Genomic DNA, 20,687 nt, shown 5'->3' on the forward strand with positions numbered 1-20,687 from the left:
GCGAAAAATGATCACGGTGTGGGAAGGGGTGTGGTCAGCCCGGTGAGGTGGCGCCGGCGGGGCGGGCGGGAGTGCGGCGAGGCGGTCTGGGGCCGCGACCGGCGGTGGTCAGGCGGCTGCCGAGCCAGCCCGCGGCGGCGGCGGCCGGCCACAGGCGGGTGGCTGCGTTGCGGGCGTGGATGCCGGTCCAGGTGGTGGGGATGAGCAGGTGGGCGGCCTGGTCGACGCCGCGCTGGCGTGGTTCGACAAGGTGGCGGTGACGCGCCTCGTAGCGGCGCAGGGCCGAGCGGTGATCATCGGGGGTTGCGGCCAGTTCCTCGGCGAGTGCGAACGCCCCGGCCATCGCCAGGGAGGAGCCGTCGCCGAACAGGGACACGCAGGAGGCCGCGTCGCCGACGAGCGTGATCCGACCAGTCGACCAGGCGGGTACGTCCACCCGGCTCACCGCGTCGAAGTAGAGGTCCTCGCTGGCCTGTGCCCGCGCCAGCAGTTCCGGCGTCCGCCACGATCCGGCTGCGTAGGCGCCGGCGAGCAGAGTGCGGTGCTGGTCGATGTCGCGATGGTTGAAGTCCGCCAGATCCGGGCGGCGGAAGGCGAAGAACGCGATCGGCCCCGAGGCGGAGGGGTGCAGGGCGACGGCCCGGCCCGGGGTGTTGTGCATGACCACCTCACGCCGGTGCTCGATCGGTCCGTTGAACGGCACTGTGGCGATGTAGAGACCCAGGTGGCGTACGAAGTTGGCATCTGGCCCGAAGGCGAGCCGGCGCACTGCCGAATGGAGACCGTCGGCGCCGATGACCAGGTCGAATCGGCGGGAACGACCGTGGTCGAAGGTCACGTCGACGCCGTGGTCGTCCTGCGCCAGACCGGCGATGGAGTCGCCGAACACGAACTCCGCGTGCTCCGCGCTCGCCGCCTGCAGGATCGTGGCGAGCGCGCCGCGAGGAAGCTCGACGTCGCCACCGCCGGTCGCGCGCGCGAGCGCGCGCAGGTTGACACGGCCGACGCTGCGGCCGGCCGCGTCCACGAAGCGCATTCCCGTCACGTTGGTGGCGGCGGCCCGCAGCCGGGCGAGCACCCCCATCCGCTCTGCCACCCGCAGGGCCGGGCCGCGCACGTCCACCGGGCTGCCGCTGGTCCGCTGCCACAGCCCGCGCTCGACCACCGTCGGCCGAAAGCCGTGCCACGACAGCCAGTACGCGAGCGTCGTCCCGGCGATGCCGGCGCCGGAGACGAGCACCGTCCGGTTGCCCATGCGTCCTCCGCAGGTGGGGTCGAGGCCGATCGGACCGTCAGCGTATGACCAGGTTTCAAATCTGGTCAAAAATTGAATGCGCGGTGTGATGAACGTTGACCAGCTCTCGAATGCGGTCATACGGTCGTTCCGTGAGCCCGACAGCCGGCCGGTCCCGGGACTCGTCGCGCGGGCGGGAGCGCGCCACGCGCATCCTCGATGCCGCCGANGATCTGCTGGTGCGTCACGGCGCGCGGCGGGTGACCGTCGAGGATGTCGCGCTCGGCGCCAACATCGGCAAAGGCACGGTCTACCTGCACTGGGAGACGCGGGAGAAGCTGTTCGCCGCCGTCTTCGACCGTGCGGTGGCCCGAGCGATCTCCGAGCTGCTCGTCGCGATGCGCACCCAGCCGAGTACCTGCCTGCCGCACCAGTTCGCCCACGACTACTTCCTCGCCGTGATGCACCGTCCGCTGCTGCGCGGGCTGCTGCTGTCCGACCCGGAGCTGCTCGNCCGGCTGGCCCGCCAACACGACCCCGCCTGGGACGAACGCCACCACCTGGTGTCCGAACGGTACTTTCGGTTGCTCGCCGAATACGGTGTGCNCCGGGCCGAGCTCGGTGCCGACGAGGTCGCCTACGCCTTCCAGGCGACGTTCGAGGGTTTCGTGCGGGCCGAGGACGAACTGGCCGGCGGCGAGAACGCCGCGCCGCGGGCTGCCGCCCAGCCCGCCGTCGCCACCCTGGAACGGCGGGCGGACCTGCTCGCCCGGACCGTCGAGCTCGCGTTCGAGAACAGCCGCCCGGTCACGGCCGACGAGCTGCGTTCGCTCGCCGCCGACGTCGTGGACCTGTTCACCGACCTCGTCGACCGCCGCGGGTTCACCGACCTCGTCGACCTCGTCGACCATGCCGAGCTCGGTGCCCCCGCCGTGTCCTGATCGTCCAGGGCGGCCGCCCGGCCCCCCTCGCGCCGTCCGGTCCCCTCCGGACACCCGACGGCGCGAGGGTCAGGGCAGGACGTCGTAGGTGTAGATGGCCGAGACGTCGAGGACGCCGCCCGGGGTGTCCGGCTTGCTGGCCGGGGTGAACGGGGAGACGAGCGGGTCGTCGATCCGGTGGNCGANCAGGGTCGGCGGGGCCGTCATGTCCGGCTGGTACCGGCGGCCGTTGCGGCTCATCCAGCCCTCCCAGAGNCGGTCGACGTTGCAGTGGTGGACGAAGAACACCGGGTCGTTGGGGGACGACGCCGGGGCCATGTCGCCGCCGACCCACAGGTGGACCTGGTTGTGCAGGCCGGGGCCGGTGAAGCCCTCCAGCCGGTTGCGGAAGCCGCGGGAGGAGACGTCGAACGGCGGCCGGTCGTAGTCGGCGAGGCTCGGGTCGGCACGCGTGTCGTAGGCCGCGCGGACGTCGCCGGTGCGAGGCAGCCGCGGCGAGCCGAACGGGGCGTTCTGGCCGAAACTGCGGGCGAGGCCGCGCTCGGTGACCTGGCGCAGCGCGCCGCTGGAACCGGTCGCGATCCGGACCCGGAAACTCGTCGGGTCGGCCCGGTCGAAGGCGAACGCCCCACCGCGCACGGGGCTGCCCTGACCGCCGAACCCGTCCGGGGTGTCCCGCCACAGCACCGAGGCGGCCGGGTTCGCCACGCCGCCCGGCGCGGGCGGGGTGCCGTCGAGCGCCCAGTCCCAGTAGGGCAGGNCGAAGTCCGGGTCACCGAGAACCCGTTGCAGGTGTGCCTCCAACCACCGGAGCATCACCCGGTGCCAGGGCAGGAACACCGGCCCGCGGTGCGCGGCGTTGCGGGTCCCGGCGTCACCGCCCGGAGGCACCGCGGTGTTCATGGCGAGGACATGCCAGATGACGAACAGGTCGTAGGTGTACACGGGGCGGGCACGATCGGGGATGCCGAACCGGTCCGTGGTCAGCGTGGTGGGCTCGTGCTTGAGNAGCTTGACGCCGCGGATGTAGTCCGCACGCGCCTTGTCGTCGCGGAGGATGTCCCGGCGGATCGCGGCCATCTCACCGACCTCCCGGGGTCTCGTCGCCGTGCATGTGGCCGCTGCCGCCGTGATCGTGGCCTTCGTGATCGTGGCCTTCGTGGCCCTCGGCGGGCGACGGCTGCGGGGAGAACTCTTCGGGGAAGGTGCGGATGAGCACCCGCACCAGGTCCACGAGGGAGGGGAGCTGGTAGGCGGGCAGGCCGTGGCAGTGCGCCGAGCCGTCGTTCGACAGCCCGATGTGCACGTCCAACGGCCGCCCGTCGACGGTGATCTCGTAGGTGGTCGTGACGACGACGTGATGGCCGTCGAAGTCGTCCTCGCGCACGCTGCGCGCCGGACCGGTGTGATCGTGCTCGGGCTGTGGGAGTCCGGCCAGGTAGGTCGCGAGGAAGGCCGGCTGGATGGGGTCGGCGGTGTCCGATGGCATGGAGGTCCCCCGAGGTCTNGTGGCTGCCACGATGCGATGATGTGGCCGCAGCATCTACCGTGGGTGAGGAATTCACAGCGAACTGTCGCCTAGACGTCGTCCTCCGCGATACCCGAGCTCGGGATGGCAGAGGCGGCTACGCGGGATGCCACCTCGTGAGGGCTGTGNGGGAGCAGGGTTGACGGCTCCCGCGATGCGGCGGAGCCTTTGTTCGCGCCGAGTTTCGCCCTTGCCGGTCGGGCCGCCCTCGTCGGCTGCTCGCCGCCGAGGTGTCCGCATCCGCGGGTCCGCCTGCGGGCCCAGCCGGTCTGGAGGAAGTCCGATGTCGCGAACGGTCCTGCTGCCGAACGCCGATCATCCGATCACCGTCGAGCCGACCGGTGGGCGGGTGGTCGTCCGGATCGACGGGCGTGTCGTCGCCGACTCGCATGACTCGCGGACGCTGCGCGAGGCCANCTATCCGCCGGTGCAGTACATACCGATCGCCGACGTCGACCAGAGCGTGCTGCGCCGCAGCGACACCACCAGCTACTGCCCGTACAAGGGCGACGCGAGCTACTACAGCGTCGAGACCTCGGACGGCACGACGCTGCGCGACGTCATCTGGACCTACGAGACCCCCTACCCGGCCGTCGCGGACATCGCCGGCCGGATCGCCTTCTACGCCGACCGCGTGGAGATCACCCTCCCCGACGCCGCCGCGTGAACCCGGCGGCGCGGCATCCTTCGCGGCTTCGCTTCGGCCGGGGTCGCGAGCGCAGGTCCCGTCGNCAGTAGGGCTCGCGGTATGCGGCGGATCGTCATCCTCGGCCGTGGCGGGGCCGGGAAGTCCACCCTCGCCCGCCGGCTCGGGGAGATCACCGGCATTCCCGTGATCGAGCTGGACCAGCTCTTCTGGCGCCCCGGGCCGCGGCCCAGCCTGCCGCAGGAGTGGACGAGGACCGAGCGGGAGGCCGTCCGGGCGGATGCCTGGATCATGGATGGCGATCTCGGGCCCTACGAGGTGTCCCTGGACCGGTTCGCCGCCGCGGACACCATCGTCGTGCTCGACTTCTCCCTGCCCCGCTGCGCCTGGCGGGCGTTGCGGCGCTCAAGGGAGAACCTCGAGTTCTGGCGGTGGACGATCGGCTATCGGCGCCGCAGCCTCCCGCAGGTCATGGCCCGGATCTCGGCGCGCCGCGCCGCCGCGAAGCTCCACGTGGTGCGCAACCCGCGGGAACTGGAACGGTTCGTCGCCCTGGTGGCGGCCACGGCCGGTCGCGGGACGACCAGCGCCTCCTGAGCGCCCGCGCCTGGCCCGCCGGCACGGGTCAGGCGCGCTGGTCGGGTCAGGTGAGCCGGTCGGGTCAGGCGAGCCGGTCGAGCGCGTCGCGCAGGTACCGGCCCAGGGTTTCGCTCCCGGTGTGGCCGGAATCGGTGATCGGGACGAGGTCGGCGTCCGGCCAGGCACGGGCCAGCTCCCAGGCGACGCGGAACGGGCCGCCCAGATCATGGCGGCCGTGGATCAGCACCCCCGGGATGCCGGCGAGCCGGCCGGCGTCGCGTAGCAGCACGCCTTCGTCCAGCCAGGCCCCGTGCGCGAAGTAGTGCGAGCAGATCCGCGCCAGCGCGAGCCTCGCCCGCTGTGGGCGGCTGCCGTACGCGCCCGGCTGCCCGTTCGACTCCAGTGAGATGACCGCGTCCTCCCAGGCGCACCAGTCGTCGGCGGCCCGCTGACGCACCGCCGGGTCCGGATCCGCAAGCAGGCGCGCGTAGCCGGCGACGAGGTCGCCGTCGCGGTCCGCGGGCGGCAGTGCGTCGCGGAACCGCTCCCACTCCGCGGGGAAGTACCGGGCCACGCCGCGGTAGAGCCAGTCGACGTCGCGGCGGCGGGTCATCGTCACGGCCACAAGGACGATTTCCGACACCCGGGACGGGTGGCGCTCGGCGTAGGCCAGGGTGAGCGTCGAACCCCACGAGGCGCCGTACAGCAACCACCGGTCGATCCCGAGGTGCTCGCGGAGCAGCTCCATGTCCGCCAGCAGATGGCCGGTGGTGTTGTGCCGCAGGTCGGTGTCGTGGTCGCCGGCATGCGGGGTGCTGCGGCCGCAGCCGCGCTGGTCGAACAGGACAATCCGGTAGCGGTCCGGGTCGAACCACCGGCGCGCCTGCGGCGAGCAGCCCGAACCCGGCCCGCCATGGACGACCAGCGCCGGCCTGCCGGCCGGGTTGCCGCAGACCTCCCAGTAGACGAGGTTGCCGTCGCCGACGTCGAGCATCCCGGTGTCGTACGGCTCGATCGGCGGATACTGCGATCCCATCGGCCAATCCTGGCCTACTGGTCACGGTGGGTACCGGCAGTGGTCGGGATTCCGATCGTGTGGACCCACTCCTCGTAGCGACCGACCGGGAGGAAGCCGAGGGCGGCGTAGAGGCCACGGGCCATCGGCGTCGACTGCAGGGTCGCGGTCCGCGCCCCGTCCTGTTCGGCGACGGCGAGCACGTGGCGCAGCAGCGCCGTCGCCAGGCCGCGCCGTCGCCAGGCCGGGGCCGTCCCGACCGTGTAGATCCCGCAGTCGGCGCCGTGCCGGAAGCTCCAGGCGCCCGCCACCGCGGCTCCGTCGCGCAGCAGGGCCCAGGCGGCCAGGCCCGGCACCGCCTCCGGTAAACCGAGTTCGGCCGCGTCGAGCGGCCCGTCGGCGGCCCGGATGGCCGCGTCGATCGAGGTGCGGACGACGCCGTCGGTCCGGGTCGGCCCAGGTTGCAGCACGGCCCGCATGACGAGCGTCGTGGTGTCACGAGTGAGCCCGTCGACCGTGCACGGCCCGTCGACCGTGCACGGCCCGTCGACCGTGCGCGGCTCGTCGGGGGTGTCGAGGTCCGTCGCCCGGCTCGGGATCCACAGCGCCCACGTGTCGACGCCGGCCGCGGCGTACAGCCTGCCCAGCCGGCCCGCGACCGTCGACGCGGTGGCCACGTCGTCGAGCAGGATCGCGTTGTTCAGCGGCGCCCAGTCCGGGAAGACCGCCGCGACCGCACCGGGCGGGTGGACCAGCCCGGCGCCCGGTGATGTTCGGGCCAGGGCCGCCCAGCTGGCGAGCAGCGTCTCCTGCCCCGGCAGCGTCGTAGCTGTGCTCGTGCCCGCCGGTTGCCCGGTCCCATGCCCGGTCCCAGTCATGCGTCCGCCTCCCGCCTGTCTGGTACGGGACATCGATGCCGGCCCCGGTAGCTCCGTCGACTATGGCCCCTGGNCAGGCNCCGCCCGGGTCGGATCGACGGCACGCTTCTCCAGACCGTCAGAAGATCCCGGCAATCGTATGCGATTCGCATGTAATATCTATGCGATGCGCACAGATATTGATGGCGCCGATGATGTGGCGCCGGGCGGACCCGCGCTGTTCCGGCTGGTCAGGTTCTGGTCACGGCGATGGACGGCCACCGCCGCGGCCGGCGAGGACGTCGACCGGACCGGTCACGTCCTTGTCCTGACGGCGATCGATGCCGCAAGCCGTGACGGCCGCGCCCAGATCGTCGACGTCGCCGCGGAGCTCGGGCTCGACCGGTCGAACGCCAGCCGGATGCTTGCCGCCGCCGTGTCCGCCGGACTGGTGACCAAGAGCGTTTCGCCCGCGGACGCGCGCCGCGCCGAACTCGCCGTCACCCCGGCCGGCGCGGAGCTGCTCGCCGCCGCCCGCGCCTGGCAGGAGCGCATGTTTGCCGGGCTCGTGGCGGACTGGCCGGCCGACGACGCCCGCCGCTTCGCCGCCTACCTCGCCCGCCTGGCCGCCGAGACCACGCCGGCCACCACGACCACACCGACTGNCACGACCACACCGACTGCCACGACCACACCGACTGCCACAACCACACCGACCGCCGCCATGCCGGCCACTCGGACCGCATTGGAGGTACGCCCATGACTGTCGTGCTCAACCACACCATCGTCCCGGTGGCCGACAAGGAACGCTCGGCCCGGCTGCTCGCCGCCCTGCTTGGTGTCGAGGCGGGCGAACCGGCCGGTCCTTTTGTTCCGGTCCGCGTCAACGACGAGCTCACCCTCGACTTCGATGACCGGCTCGGCGCCCGTCCCGGCCACTACGCCTTCCTGGTCGACGACGTCACTTTCGACGTCGCCCTCGACCAGGCGAGGCGGTCCGGCCTGGCCTGGGGCTCGGCGCCGCGGACCGTCGACCGTCAGATCAACCACCTCGGTGGCGGCCGGGGCGTCTACATCCGTGACCCCGACGGCATCGCCTACGAGTTCTTCACCACCGTTCCGTGACGATGGTCACGGCGGAAGGGTGACAGTAGGTTGTCGCCGGCCGGGGCAACGATCGAATCATGACTGAGTTCGCGATCGCGCCGCCGTCCGCTGTCCGTAACGATTCCCTCGTCACGACCGGGCTCGACTGTCTCGCCGAGACCGAGGCGTTCAACGCCGCGTTCGAGGCCAAGGCGGGCTCCGTGCCGGACCGCAGCCGAGGGGTGGACGCCGCGACGCTGGCGACGTTGCGGCGTAACCGGGTGGGTGGCGAGGCGCCGCCGGTGCGCCTGGCCGAGGCGCACGACCGGCAGGTCGAGGTCGACGGGGTGCGGGTCGGGTTGCGGGTCTTCGTCCCGCCCGTCGTCGAGGGCGCCTACCTGCACATCCACGGCGGCGCGTGGATGTTCGGCTCGGCCGACGGGCAGGACGAGCAGCTGTGGGACCTCGCCCGCACCGCCCGGCTCGCCGTGCTCAGCGTCGACTACCGCCTCGCGCCCGAACACCCGTACCCGGCGGCGCTGGACGACTGCGAACGGGCCGCGCTGTGGCTGGTCCGCAACGCCGCGGTCGAGTTCGGCACCGACCGGCTGCTCATCGGCGGCGAGTCCGCCGGCGCGCACCTGTCGCTGACCAGCCTGCTGCGGCTGCGGGACCGACACGCGATCACGGGGGCGTTTCGGGCGGCCCACCTGACGTTCGGGCCGTACGACCTGTCGATGACGCCGAGCCAGCGCCTGTTCGGCTCCCGCCGGCTGGTGAGCAACACCGACTCGCTACGGGGGACCTACGACGCGTTCGTCCCCGGTCGGACGCCCGAGCAGCGGCGCGACCCGGACGTGTCCCCGCTGTACGCGGACCTCGCGGGCATGCCCGCGGCGCGCTTCGTGGTCGGCACCGACGATCCGCTGCGCGACGACTCACTGTTCATGGCCGCGCGCTGGCGGGCCGCCGGACTGCCGGTGGAACTGGAGGTGGTGGCCGGGGCGATGCACGGGTTCACCCTGTTCCCCCTCACCATCACCGAACGGGAGCTGCGCCGGCAGACCGAGTTCCTGTCGGGGGCGGGACGTAGCCTCCGGCCGTGACCCGAACGGACCGGCTCTATGCGCTGATGGAGGAGCTGCGGGCGGTGGCGCCGCGTCCCGTCACGGTGCCGGTGCTCGCGCGACGTCTGGAGGTCAGCGAGCGCACCGTGCAGCGGGATCTGAAGGCGCTGGCGGAGACAGGCGCCCCCGTCTACAGCGCCACCGGGCGCGGCGGCGGCTGGTCCGTGGACCCGGCGATGACCCTGCCGCCGATCGGGTTCACGCCAGGGGAGGCCCTGGCGGTGGCCGCGGCGCTGGCCGCCGCGGAGGGCTCCGCGCCGTTCGCCGACGGCATCCGCGGCGCGATGCGGAAGATTGCCGCGTCCCTGTCCGGCCAGGCCCTCGTCGAGGCGCACGAGTTGGCCGCCCAGATCGTCGCCCTGCCGTCCCGGCTCGACCCAACGGTCCGCGGCGCGGTGGAGTGGGCCCTGACCCGGCGGGAGGTGCTGTCGCTGAGCTACCTGGACGCCGGCGGGCGCACCTCGGAGCGGGAGGTGGAGCCGGCCGGCCTGCTCGCCGCCGAGGGCCGTTGGTACCTGGTGGCCTGGTGCCGCCTGCGGCGCGCCCCGCGCGGTTTCCGGCTCGACCGGATTCGCGCCGCCGCCCCGACCGGGCAGGCCGCCCCCCGCCGCGAGCTCGCCGACCTGCTCGGCTCGGCCGCCACGGGCGCGGTCACTCCGGCCGTGCTGGACAGCCTGGCCCCCTGACGCAGCCAGCCCGATCCGCGCCGACGCGGCCCGGGTAGGACCGGTCCGGCGGCGGGCGGGAGAGGCCGGCGGGGAGCTGGGTGGGGCGGCGCCGGGTGAGGTGGGACAGCGGTGGATCAGAGGTTCTGGCCGCCGGACAGCTCGATACGGGTGCCGTTGGCCCAGCCGAAGNCATCGGCGAGGATCAGCGGCACGGCCGCGCCGATGTCCTCGGCCTCGCCCACGCGGCCCAGCGGGATGGCGCTCGCGACCGCCTCGTTGAGCTGGGCGTTGTCCCGGAGCCGGCCGCCGCCGAAGTCGGTGGCGATCGCCCCCGGCACGAGTACGTTGACCCGGATACCTCGCTCGCCGAGCTCCTTGGCCTGATACCTGGTCAGGACCTCGATCGCCCCCTTCGCGGCGGCGTAGGCGGAGGTGCCAGGATGGGTGAAGCGGGCCAGGCCGGAGGAGACGTTGAGGATGCGTCCGCCGTCGGCCAGCAGTGGCAGCAGCGTCTGCGTCAGGAAGAACGGNGCCTTGACGTGAATCCGGAACAACTCGTCGAACTGGTCCTCGGTCGTCTCCGTGAACGGCGCGTAGAGGCCGACGCCGGCGTTGTTGACGAGGTAGTCGAGGCGCTCGGCGCCGAGGCCGGCGAGCGTCGTGCGGACGTCGGCCGCGAATCGGGCGAAGTCGCCGCTGTTGCCCACGTCGAGCTGCAACGCCGCCGCGGGCACCCCCTGCCCTTCGAGCTGCGCCACGAGCCGGTCGGCCTCGTCCTTGCGGCTGTTGTAGGTGCCGATGACGCCCACCCCGGCGCGGGCGAGGTGGGTGGCCATGCTGCGCCCGAGGCCGCGGCTCGCGCCGGTGATCAGGGCGATTCTGCTGTCGGACATGAGTTCCTCATTTCTCCCGTGACACGCCTGTGNTGCTCGTCAACCACCCTGGCACCTCCGCCGGCCGTCAGCGGAGTCTCGGTCATCCCCGGATCGCGAGTCCGGGGATAGTCCGGCCGGCCGCGGTCATGATGGGGAGGTCGGACGGGCCGTGGGCACACGGCCGCGTGGAAGCCGTCGAGTGGAACACGCGGAGGTACCGCCGTGCAGCGCCAGGAGCTGGGTGCATTCCTTCGTCACCGGCGGGAGCTGCTGCGGCCGTCGGACGTCGGGCTGGTCGCCGGTGGTCGGCGGCGGGCGCCCGGTCTGCGCCGCGACGAGGTCGCCGTGCTCGCCGACATGTCGACGGACTACTACGAGCGGATTGAGCAGGGCCGTGGGCCGAGGCCGTCGCCGTCGATGCTCGGCGCGATCGCGCGGGCGCTGCGCCTCACGCTGGACGAGCGCGACCACGTCTACCTGCTGGCCGGCCACGAGGCCCCGCCGCGGCACTGCTCGCTCGGCTACGCCGACGCCGGCCTGATGTGCGTGCTGGACGCACTCGCGCCCACCGTGCCAGCGCTCATCTCCGACGACCTCGCCAACGTCGTGGCGCAGAACCCGCTGAACATCGCGCTGCTCGGCCCGATCGCCCGCGCGCCGGGTCGGGCGCACAACTTCCTGTGGCGCTGGTTCACCGACGGTGAGCTGCGCGCGCGATACCTCGCCGACCAGCACGACACGCTCGGCCGCGAGCACGTCGCGGNCCTGCGCGTCACGCTTGGCCGGCGGCATGAGGACGAGGCGGTCCGATCCCTCGTCGCCGAGCTCTCGGCGGCCAGCGCCGAGTTCCGCGAGGTGTGGGCCCGCCAGGAGGTGGCGGTGCGGCGGACCACCCGGAAGGTGCTCCTCCATCCCGAGGTCGGCCGGCTCGACCTGGAGTGCGACGCGGTGGTCAGCCCGCCGTCCGGCCAGCGACTGGTCCTGTTCCGCCCGCAGCCCGGTTCGGGGGCGGGTGAACGCCTGGAGATGCTCGCCGTCCTCGGCACCCAGACCTTCCTGGCACCTGGCCGTTCGCGCTGACGCCGGCCGCCGGGTCAGGCCGGGACGAGGCCGTGCAGCGCTGCCCACCGGCCGACCTCCTCCCGGCGCAGCGCCGTGGCCAGCAGCTCGGGGAATCTGTCCGGGGTGCAGGCGAAGGCCGGCGCGCCGAGCTGCGCGCAGGTCGCCGCGAGTTGGTGATCGTAGGCGGGGGCGCCGTCGTCGGACAGCGCCAGCAGCACGATGACGGTGACCCCGGCGTCGACCAGCGCACGCAGCCGGGCGATCAACGACGACTGGTCGGCGCCCTCGATGAGATCGCTGATGAGGATGAGGACGGTGTCGGCGGGCCGGCGCACGAGACTCGCGCCGTAGCCGACCGCGCGGTCGATGTCGGTGCCGCCGCCGAGCTGGACCCCGAAGAGCACGTCGACGGGGTCGTCGAGGGAGTCGGTCAGGTCCACCACAGACGTGTCGAAGACGACCAGCCTGGTGCTCAGGGACCTGATACTCGCCAACGACGCGCCAAGCACCCCGGCGTAGACGACCGACGACGCCATCGAGCCGCTCTGGTCGATGAGCAGAATGACGTCGCGCAACGCGGCCACCCGCCGGGCCCGCTGGTATCCGACCAGTCGGTCGACGATGACGGTGCGCTGCTCGGGCTGGTAGTTGCGCAGGTTGGCGAGGATCGTCCGGTTCCAGTCGACGTCGGGCAGCCGTGGGGTGCGGGCACGCTCGCCGCGGTTCAGCGCGCCGAACACCGCCGAGCGCAGCGACTGCGCCAACCGCCGCTCGATGTCCTCGACGACCATGCGGACCACCCTCCGCGCGGTCTCCCGGGTGCGTTCGGGCAGCGCCGAACGCAACGACAGCAGCGTGCCCACCAGGTGGACGTCGGGCTCGGCCGCCGCCAGCAGCTCGGGCTCCATGAGCAGCTGCGCGAGCCCCAGCCGCTGGACGGCGTCGTGCTGGAGGACCTGCACCACCGACGACGGAAAGTAGTCGCGGATGTCGCCGAGCCAGCGGGTCACCGCCGGCGCCGATCCGCCGAGCCCCGCCGAGCGCTCCCGGCCGCGACCGCCACCGGATTCGCCGTCGGCGTCGTAGAGCGCGCCCAGCGCGGCGTCGATGTCGGCGTCCCGCTTCGACAGCGCCCGCGCCGGGCCGAACGCGGGCGCCGCCGGCGCCCCGAGGACCAGCCGCCACCGCCGCAGCCGCTCCTCCTCCGCCACCTCCGTCTTGTCCGTCTCGCCGTGGGCGGACCGTGCCGGTGGCGGACCGTCGACGTCGGTGATCGTGGGGTCAGGCATCGGTGTGTTCCTTCTCCGCGCGGGCAGGCGCTGCGCTGTCGGGGCCGAGCAGGGCGGCGAGGGTGGGCAACACGATCGCGACCCGAGCGGGGTCCCAGGCCGGGCCGTCGCCGGGCGGGATCGCCCCGGTCGGCGGTCTGGCCGTGGCCGGACTCCCTCCCGGGCTCGTGGTGTCTGCCGGGTCTGTCACGGCGCCGCCCGGGGGCTCGGCGGTCGGCCGGGGCAGGCCGGAGCGGACCCGTTCGCCGATCAGGCGGCGTTCCGGGCCGGCGAAGGCGGCGAACGTGCGGCGCAGGGGCGCGAGGACGACCGTGAAGGCGTCCCCGTCGAGGCCGGCCAGCCAGGTGTCGACGAGCGAGAGCATCGCGGGGTCACGGGCGAGCACCGCGCCGGACCGGCCGAGGAAGCCCGCGAGCCAGTGCGCGGCGTCCGCGGGGGCGCCGCCGGCCGCGGACAACGCCCGCGCCAGCCTGGTCGCCACCGCCGCGGGCGTGAGCCGGCCGGCATCGGACAGGATGCGGGTGCACCGCCCGGCAACCAGCGGGTTACCACCGGCCGTGGTGGCGGCGACGCCGACCGCCGCGTGCCACCGGGCGACGTGTTCGGGGTCGGCGACGAGCCCGAAGGCGGTGTCCGCGGTGTCGACGGCGGCGACCATGGCGTCCGCGGCGTCGTCGTCGAGGCTTGCGCAGGCCGCCGGCAGCCCCGCGCAGATGCGGGTCATCAGGCTCGTCGTCAGCCCGACGACCAGGCCGGTGTCGGTGCCGCGCACGTCGCCGTAGCGGTGGACCCGGGCCAGCGGGGCCAGTGCCAGCATGAGGTGGGCGACGTCGCCGGTCGTGGCCGCGCGCTGTTCGAGCCCCGCGCGCACCGCCTCCAGCGCGGCGGGCAGGTCCGCGAGGACCACCTGCTCGAACAGCCCGGTGATGGCGGCGAGGTCGGGCGCTGCCCGGGTGCGCTCGGCGACGACGTCGCCCGCGGCGTCCTCGACGGTCGCACCGTGCCGGGCGGCCACGACGAGTGCCAGCGCGAACGTCGGCTGCCAGGCGAGCGTCCAGCCCTCGGCGAACGTGCCGGTGCTGCTGGTCGCGGTGGGGATGCCCCAGTCGACGTCGAGCAGGCGCAGCCGGTGCAGCAGGGCGCTGCGTTCCCGGTCGAGCTCGCGGCGTAGGTCCAGGCGCAGTGGCTTCTCCACCGGGGTGGGCGCGAGCCGCAGCCTCTTCTGCGTGCGGGCGACGTCGGCGGCCAGCGGCACGGTGGGCACGTCGGGGCCGACGGCGCCGACGACGTCACCGATGACGAGCTGTTCGCGGACGACGGCCAGCGGCACCGGGTCACCGGCGCAGAGCCCGGCCAGCACCGCGTCGGTCAGCTCGGTGAGCCCTGGGACGGCTCGCTCGCGCACCGCGGCGAGGGCCTCGGCCAGCCGCACGGTCTCCACCACCGAGGCCGTCGAGGCGGGCAGGTCGGCGGCGCGCAGGAGCGCCGCGACGCGGGCCACCCACCGGGCGCCGACCTGGTCGGGGGCGGTCCACAGGTGGTGGTACCAGCCCGGTGACGTGACGCCGGCGCCGTAGCCGGAGTCGGCGCTCAGCAGCGCGTGCGTCCACGGCACCCACGTCGTGGTGGTGCGCACCGGCCGGATGCCGCGCAGCAGCTCACGGTCCGCCGCGACGGTGGTCCGGCCCGTCCGGCCGGTCAGCGCCGGGACGTGCCACGCACCGCAGAGCACGACAACCCGCGCAGCGGCGTCGGCGCCGGTGCTGGCCGCACGGATCGCCAGGCGCATGTGCGCCTCCCGCAGGTCCTCCCGCCGAGCGTGCGCTCCCCGCGACGCCGCCGGACCGGGCTGGTGGTCGGGATCGCGCAGCGCCGCCATGGCCTCGGCCACGGCGGCGAACAGCTCCAGACCCGGGGAACGGCCGCCCGCGCCGGCCGTCGGGGTGCTCGCGGGCCGGCGGTGTTCGACGAGGTCCTCCCAGAATCGTTCCGGGTCGTCGTGGCCGGCGGCGAACGCCAGCCAGCCAAGCGGGTCGGCCACCAGCTCCGGGACCGTGTCCTCGTCGGCTTCCCCCGTGTCCTCGTCGGCTTCCCCCGTGTCCTCGTCGGCTTCCCCCGTGTCCTCGTCAGAGTCGGTCTCGGCGTCGCGCCGGCGCAACGCCAGGTCGTGCCCGAAGGGCAGGTCGATGAACCGGGTGGGCACGCCCGCCGCGCGGCCGTGCAGCAGGGCCTGCCACTCGGGGGAGAACTCGGCGAGGGGCCAGAAGGCGGCGTCGCGCGGCTCGTCGACGGCGTAGGCGGTCAGCGCGACGGGCGGGGTGAGCGCGCCGACGTGGACGAGCGCGCTGTCCCCCTCGGGCGGCCCCTCGACGAGGACGAGGTCCGGATCGAGCTCGGCGAGCGCCGCCCGCACCGCACGCGCCGAACCGGGGCCGTGGTGGCGCACCCCCAGAACGGTGACGGTCATCAGGCGTCGCCGGGGACGCGCGCGTCGTCGTCCAGGTCACGGCAGGCCCGGTACAGGTCCGACCAGCCCTTCCGGTCCCGGACCACGCCTTCGAGGTACTCGCGCCAGGCCACGGGATCCGTCGCGGGATCCTTGATCACCGCACCGACGAGNCCGGCGGCGANGTCCTCGGCTCGCAGTCGGCCGTCGCCGAAGTGGGTGGCCAGTGTGATGCCCCCGGTGATCACGCTGATCGCCTCGGCCGTGGACAGGGTGGCGGTCGGGGACTTCAGCGTGGTGCGCCCGTCGCGGGTGACGCCGGCGCGCAGCTCCCGGAAGATCTGCACGACGCGGCGCACCTCGCTCGCGGCCGGTGGCTCGTCCGGCAGCGCCAGCGTCCGGCCGAGGTCGGCGACCCGCCTGGTGACGATCTCCACCTCGGCGTCCTCGCTGGCGGGCAGCGGCAGCACGACGGTGTTGAACCGGCGGCGCAGCGCCGAGGACATCTCGTTGACGCCGCGGTCCCGGTCGTTGGCGGTGGCGATCACGGCGAATCCGGCGACGGCCTGCACCTCGCTGGCCAGCTCGGGCACGGGCAGGGTCTTCTCCGACAGCACGGTGATGAGCGCGTCCTGCACCTCGGCGCCCATCCGGGTGAGCTCCTCGACCCGGGCGATCGACCCGCGGGTCATCGCGCGCATCACCGGCGAGGGCACCAGCGNATCGGGGGAGGGCCCCTCGGCGATCAGGCGGGCGTAGTTCCAGCCGTAGCGGACGGCGTCCTCGGAGGTGCCGGCGGTGCCCTGCACGACGAGGGTCGAGTCGCCGCTGACCGCGGCGGCGAGGTGCTCGGACAGCCAGCTCTTCGCGGTGCCGGGGCTGCCGAGCAGCAGCAGCGCCCGGTCGGTGGCGAGGGTGGCGACCGCGACCTCGACGAGGCGCCGGGAACCGATGTACTTCGGGGAGATGACCGTCCCGTCGTCGAGCACGCCGCCGAGCAGGTAGGTGACGACCGCCCACGGCGACAGCCGCCACGACGGCGGGCGTGCCCTGGTGTCGGCGGCGGTGAGCGCGGCGAGTTCGCCGGCGTACGCCTGCTCGGCGTGCGGACGCAGCAGCGGCGCGCTGTCCGCGGTGGGACCGGCGTCGGGCGTGGCGGTGCTGGTGGACGGGGGCGCCAGGGTCATGAGGGGCCTTCCTGAGGCAGGTGCACCGGGCGGGTCGGCGCGGTGTCGGCGGGGGGTGGGTCGGTCAGTGCGGCGCGTAGCCGCCGTCGGGCGCCGAGGATCGTGGTCAGCCGGGTGCGCCCGTCGAGATCCAGGTACCTCGGCCGATCCGGATTGGGATCGCCGAGATCGGTGTCGGGATGCAACGCCCAGGCCATAGGTCCGATGAGCTCACGCAGGAGGTAGTCGTCGGAGTAGTGACGTGCGGACAGGGCGGTGAGCGCGGTCCACACCGCCCGGGAGAACGGTTCGGACCACGGGCCGGGCACCGCGGTCAACAGCGTCGTGATCCGCTCGACCGGCGTGTCCGGCCACCGCCCGTCCTGGTCTCGGGCGGCTGACCCGTCTGGGTGGTAGGAGTCGAGCCTCAGCCCGCGCAGCGTGTCCGTGAGAGCCTGCGTGCGGGCGGGCTCGGCCAGGCAGGCGAGCAGCCGCCCCTGGTCCGTCCGCCCGACGTGGGGCAGCAGCGCCGCAACCCAGCCGGGATCGCCATGGCGCAGGACGGCGGGCAGCAGCCCGATGCTCAGCAGTTGGCTCACCGGATGGCGTGCCCCGGGCAGGTCGGCCCCGGCATCGAGGAACTCCTTCGGGGTCAGCCCGGTGCGGCGCGTCCACACGGTCGGATCGACGCGGGCGAGTTCGGCCACGAACATGATCTCGCCCGCCGTCGCCCTGCTGAGGATCAGGCTGGGCGGATCCGTGTCGCTGATGCCGTCGCGGCGCATCTCGTCGCTGCACTCGGTCGGCAGGGTGATCTCGAGATGGTGGCGCCCGATCAGTCTGCCGCGCCGCGACGCGATCATTCCTTCGGTGCGCGCCTCGGCGCGTGCCTGCAGCCCGGAGCCGGGCAGGAGCAGAGCGATCTCGACCGCGGCCCGGCGGATGTCCTCGCGCCGGTCGTCAAGGGCATGGTCGAGCAGGTCGACGTCCCAGGGACCGAGACCGACCCGCAGCGCCTCGCAGAAGGCGAGGCGTTCCGCGGCGCCGGCCGCGTCGAACGCGGCGAAGGGGGGATCGTCCGCCGGGCCGCGCAGGAGCGTCACCGCGGCGGCCGGGTCGCGCTGCCGCAGTTCCTGCACCAGCGTGCGCCGCTCGAGGGCGCTCGCGGTCGGCCACTCGGCGAGGCGGGTGCGCGAGACCCACCGGCCGTCCGGGTGCAGGCCGGCGAGCCACCGCCCGCGCTCACCCAGAACCCTGGCGATCGGGGCGCGCATCGCCACATCCCGCAGGCCCCGCGACAGCAGCCCCGCCAGCAGGAGATCCGGAACGCGCCACCCTCCCTCGGCCATCAGCTCCAGGTACTGGCGGGTCCCCGCGGGCTCGGATCCGTCCAGCGCGCCCTCGACGATGCGCGCCGCGTGCGGCGCCAGCGTCGGAGCCCGCTCGGGCGGGGCGGGGGCGGGGTCCGGCAGCGCACGGGCGTCGGCGGCGAACAGGCCGGCGCGGCGCGCGCAGGACGCGAGGGCCGCCGTCCGCAGCAGAGCGGTGGCGCGCGAGGGCCCGTCCCCCGCCGCGCCGCCTCCGCCGCCGCTTCCACCGCCGCCTCCGCCGGAGCCGGCAGCGTCCCCGAGGTCGGGGAGGACGGGCACGGCGGCACGCGCCGAGCCGACGACAGCCGCGTCGACCAGGCTCGACCATCCCGGCGTCGGTCGCGGACAGGCGGGCTGCCCGGGGGGTACTGGGGGCTCGGCCCCAGGATCCGCGGCGCCCGTCCGCGCGGGCAGGCCGGTGCCGGGCTGCGGCCGGGACGCCATCGCCGCCAACGGCACCAGCTCGAACCCGTCCCACTCCACTCCGAGGTCGAGGGGGTGGCCGCCGCCGAGGGCCAGCAGGTGCCAACCCCACCGGGCGCCCGCGTCGGCTGTCAGCGCAAGGGCCTGACCGGCCCGGTCTCGCAGCAGCCAGCGAGCACCGACGCCCGACGGGCCCCCGCCCTGTCGGCCCTTCCGTGCCACCGCGCCCGTCGGCGCCTTGTCGTGGGCGTCGACGATGGGTGGCAGCACGGTGAGCTGCCGGACGATGAACGCGACGGGGTCGGCCCACGGGTCCGCCGCCAACGCCGGGGTGAGCGCCGCCAGTGCCTCCTGCCAGGTCCCGGCGGTGTCACCGGCGTCGGTAGCGGCCAGTTCGGCGAGTGGCTGCGGTGCCGTGGTGGTCTCGGCGAGGGCCACCCTGGTCGGACGACGCCCCGGATACGCGGCTACCTCACCCTGGAAGCGGGTGAGGACAGGCAGAGTCGGCGGCGGGACCTCCTTGGCGGAGCCGTAGGAGACCAGCAGGGCGAGCCGTTCGATCCCGGCCACCCGCAGNCACTGCCGCCGCCCCTGCAGCTTTCCGGTGGTGAACCGGCGCTCGCCGAGGACGTCGATCGGCCCGGCGAGCCGCTCGCCGGCGAGCACGTCCGAGGCGCTGCGGGAGAAGCCGATCCGGTCGCGCACGACGTCGACCAGCGCGGGCTCCACCTCCCCCCGCCTCGACCAGCCCTCGCAGAGCAGGTACAGGCGGCCGAGCCGGTCGGTGAGCCGCGCCGGCCAGTCGGGACCGCCCGCCGCGGCGATCCGCGCCATGTCGCGGACGACTTCGGCCAGGCCCGGAGCCTGCGCGTCGACCATCCGCGCCGCGGTCGCCTCCCACCAGGAGGCCGGCTGGACCTGGGCGGCGCCGAGCCCGCCGTGGGCGAGATCGACCAGCCAGCGGCTCAGCTCCGCGACCCCGGCGTCGACCCGGGCGTCGCGGCGGGCCTGCGTGCGCGCCGCCGACGTGGCGCGGGACGCCCCGGCCTTCCCACCGGTTCCGGCCTTGCCCGTTCCCGCGGCCTCACCCGGTGCCGCCTCCGGTGAGGCTGCACGCGCGGCGCGGGCGGCCCGCCGGGCGAGCCAGTCCGCGGCCCAGTCCGGCGGATCGTCGCCGGTGNCCAGCGCGGCCGGGGTGGCACAGGCGAGGAACAGCAGGCCGAGGGCATGCTTGCAGGGGAACTTCCGGCTCGGGCAGGTGCAGGAGGACGCGAACTCGGCGCCGGCCAGCACCACCACCCGGTACGGCGTGGCTCCGCTTCCCCGGCACGCCCCCCACAGCGCCTGGTTGGACATGCCGAGGCCCGACCAGCTTCCGGTGCTACCGAGCCGTTCGCCCGCCCGGGCGGAAGCCGAATCGGGCGCCAACGTGAGGACGGCCTCGCGGCTCATGGCCGAGACAGGTGTCAGCGACATGCCAGGGAGTCTGGCCCCGACCTCCGACACTTTTGNCCGGCGCAAGCACCCGGACGAAGGCCATCGATCCGACCGGCGGCGCTGGTGGCCGAGGTGCCATGCAGTGAATAGGCACTACGTAAAATGGTTCAACCATCCGCAGGTCTGAATTCTCACACCGCACCCGAGCCGCTCAACCCGGCCGAGGAAGGTGGGCCTCACCTACCTGGCGGGACCCGGCTCCCCGGCGAGACCACGCTTTGCCTGCACTGCCGACCGGCACGGCAGATGGTTGGCGCCACCGGGCTGCGGGAGGGCCACGGTGGTTATCGCGCGCGCCGGCCGCCGACCACGCTCAGCCCGAGCGTCCCGACGATGACGGCCAGGAGCAACAGGATGGCCCAGAGGGGTCCGTCCTCGCCGATGAGGGCCTCCTCGCCGATGACNGCCGGGACCCAGACGAACGCGGCGGCCAGTTGGATCCGGTGTCCGACGACGCGGCGGCGGGTGATCCTCTCCTGATCGGCCGCATCCGTGATCACCTGCCGGTGCCGGTGCAGCCATCGGACCGGGTCCTCGAACCGGGTGGTTCCGGCGGCGAGCAGGAGTCGCTCCAGCCCCGATGGGTTCTCGGCACGCAGCTTCACGCCGTCGACGTAGGCCCCGCGCTCCGCCCGCGTCGAGAAGTAACCGAACGGAAGGTCGGAGTTCGGCGCCATCGCGGGCCCGAGCCGAAGCGGTGGCACCCGTTGCGGCTCGGTGAACATCAGCAGCAGGTTCGGCAGGGTCAAAGGCCCCGTGGTGAACAGGTAGGGAATCGTCACCTGACGGGCCAGAACCGGCTCGGGNTCTGGGATGTCCTCCGGTAGCGGCGCGCTGCTCAGGTCGCGCACGGCAACCCGATCTACCGGGATGGACCA

10 protein-coding genes and 12 pseudogenes are annotated in these 20,687 nt (G+C 73.9%); 7 read left to right on the forward strand and 15 right to left on the reverse strand.

Annotated elements, in window-relative coordinates:
- Positions 1-34: 34 nt before the first annotated feature.
- On the reverse strand, positions 35-1,255 hold the full coding sequence (locus tag UK94_RS02905) for an FAD-dependent monooxygenase (RefSeq protein WP_041938713.1): 1,221 nt from the start codon (positions 1,253-1,255) through the stop codon (positions 35-37).
- Positions 1,256-1,464: 209 nt separating this feature from the next.
- On the opposite strand from UK94_RS02905, the pseudogene UK94_RS37990 reads away from it, so the two are divergent.
- A pseudogene (locus tag UK94_RS37990) lies at positions 1,465-1,747 on the forward strand (helix-turn-helix domain-containing protein); the annotation flags it as partial.
- Between the two features lie 684 nt (positions 1,748-2,431).
- Here the strand turns inward: UK94_RS37990 and UK94_RS37995 are convergent.
- The 3 genes and pseudogenes from UK94_RS37995 to UK94_RS02920 all read right to left on the reverse strand — a co-directional run.
- A pseudogene (locus UK94_RS37995) lies at positions 2,432-2,935 on the reverse strand (tyrosinase family protein); the annotation flags it as partial.
- A gap of 1 nt (position 2,936) precedes the next feature.
- A pseudogene (locus UK94_RS38000) lies at positions 2,937-3,078 on the reverse strand (tyrosinase family protein); the annotation flags it as partial.
- 178 nt (positions 3,079-3,256) lie between these two features.
- The gene (locus UK94_RS02920; RefSeq protein ID WP_011601785.1) at positions 3,257-3,664 is read right to left on the reverse strand and encodes a hypothetical protein; all 408 of its coding nucleotides are present in this window, start codon (positions 3,662-3,664) and stop codon (positions 3,257-3,259) included.
- A gap of 322 nt (positions 3,665-3,986) precedes the next feature.
- On the opposite strand from UK94_RS02920, the pseudogene UK94_RS72690 reads away from it, so the two are divergent.
- A pseudogene (locus tag UK94_RS72690) lies at positions 3,987-4,119 on the forward strand (hypothetical protein); the annotation flags it as partial.
- A gap of 1 nt (position 4,120) precedes the next feature.
- Positions 4,121-4,370, forward strand: a pseudogene (locus tag UK94_RS02925) (DUF427 domain-containing protein); the annotation flags it as partial.
- Positions 4,371-5,010: 640 nt separating this feature from the next.
- Here UK94_RS02925 and pip read toward each other — a convergent pair.
- Both pip and UK94_RS02940 read right to left on the reverse strand, forming a co-directional pair.
- On the reverse strand, positions 5,011-5,964 hold the full coding sequence (pip, locus tag UK94_RS02935; protein ID WP_011601788.1) for a prolyl aminopeptidase: 954 nt from the start codon (positions 5,962-5,964) through the stop codon (positions 5,011-5,013).
- A gap of 14 nt (positions 5,965-5,978) precedes the next feature.
- Positions 5,979-6,821 carry a GNAT family N-acetyltransferase gene (locus UK94_RS02940; protein ID WP_157734095.1) on the reverse strand — a complete coding sequence of 281 codons (843 nt, stop codon included), beginning with the start codon at positions 6,819-6,821 and terminating at the stop codon, positions 5,979-5,981.
- A gap of 1,163 nt (positions 6,822-7,984) precedes the next feature.
- Here UK94_RS02940 and UK94_RS02955 point away from each other — a divergent pair.
- Both UK94_RS02955 and UK94_RS02960 read left to right on the forward strand, forming a co-directional pair.
- On the forward strand, positions 7,985-8,992 hold the full coding sequence (locus UK94_RS02955; protein ID WP_011601792.1) for an alpha/beta hydrolase fold domain-containing protein: 1,008 nt from the start codon (positions 7,985-7,987) through the stop codon (positions 8,990-8,992).
- Entirely contained in the window at positions 8,989-9,699 is a 711-nt protein-coding gene (locus tag UK94_RS02960; RefSeq protein WP_011601793.1) for a WYL domain-containing protein, read from the forward strand. Before UK94_RS02955 ends, UK94_RS02960 begins: the two co-directional genes overlap by 4 nt.
- Positions 9,700-9,815: 116 nt before the next feature.
- Here UK94_RS02960 and UK94_RS72695 read toward each other — a convergent pair.
- The 3 pseudogenes from UK94_RS72695 to UK94_RS38010 all read right to left on the reverse strand — a co-directional run.
- Positions 9,816-9,870, reverse strand: a pseudogene (locus tag UK94_RS72695) (3-oxoacyl-ACP reductase); the annotation flags it as partial.
- Position 9,871: 1 nt separating this feature from the next.
- Positions 9,872-10,211: pseudogene (locus tag UK94_RS38005) on the reverse strand (SDR family oxidoreductase); the annotation flags it as partial.
- A 1-nt stretch (position 10,212) separates the two neighbouring features.
- A pseudogene (locus UK94_RS38010) lies at positions 10,213-10,574 on the reverse strand (SDR family NAD(P)-dependent oxidoreductase); the annotation flags it as partial.
- Positions 10,575-10,778: 204 nt separating this feature from the next.
- Here UK94_RS38010 and UK94_RS38015 point away from each other — a divergent pair.
- Both UK94_RS38015 and UK94_RS38020 read left to right on the forward strand, forming a co-directional pair.
- Positions 10,779-11,319, forward strand: a 541-nt coding sequence (locus tag UK94_RS38015) for a helix-turn-helix domain-containing protein (protein WP_235486291.1), incomplete at its 3' end; no start/stop codon positions are given.
- A gap of 1 nt (position 11,320) precedes the next feature.
- Positions 11,321-11,636 (forward strand): annotated as a pseudogene (locus UK94_RS38020) (transcriptional regulator); the annotation flags it as partial.
- A 14-nt stretch (positions 11,637-11,650) separates the two neighbouring features.
- Here the strand turns inward: UK94_RS38020 and UK94_RS02975 are convergent.
- The 6 genes and pseudogenes from UK94_RS02975 to UK94_RS75715 form a co-directional block, all read right to left on the reverse strand.
- On the reverse strand, positions 11,651-12,907 hold the full coding sequence (locus UK94_RS02975; protein WP_095212512.1) for a VWA domain-containing protein: 1,257 nt from the start codon (positions 12,905-12,907) through the stop codon (positions 11,651-11,653).
- Positions 12,900-15,374 (reverse strand): DUF5682 family protein, encoded by a 2,475-nt coding sequence (locus tag UK94_RS02980; RefSeq protein ID WP_055748628.1) that lies wholly within the window; start codon positions 15,372-15,374, stop codon positions 12,900-12,902. Before UK94_RS02980 ends, UK94_RS02975 begins: the two co-directional genes overlap by 8 nt.
- A 164-nt stretch (positions 15,375-15,538) precedes the next feature.
- Positions 15,539-16,074: pseudogene (locus UK94_RS38025) on the reverse strand (AAA family ATPase); the annotation flags it as partial.
- Position 16,075: 1 nt separating this feature from the next.
- Positions 16,076-16,540, reverse strand: a pseudogene (locus tag UK94_RS38030) (AAA family ATPase); the annotation flags it as partial.
- The coding region (locus UK94_RS02990) for a DUF5691 domain-containing protein (RefSeq protein ID WP_235486293.1) at positions 16,537-18,888 on the reverse strand (2,352 nt) is incomplete at its 5' end. The gene UK94_RS02990 and the pseudogene UK94_RS38030, both read right to left, overlap by 4 nt.
- Positions 18,889-19,493: 605 nt before the next feature.
- Positions 19,494-19,788, reverse strand: a pseudogene (locus UK94_RS75715) (SWIM zinc finger family protein); the annotation flags it as partial.
- Positions 19,789-20,687 lie beyond the last annotated feature (899 nt).

Origin of the sequence: Frankia sp. AvcI1 (assembly GCF_001420875.1) — a bacterium.
GTDB lineage: Bacteria > Actinomycetota > Actinomycetes > Frankiales > Frankiaceae > Frankia > Frankia alni.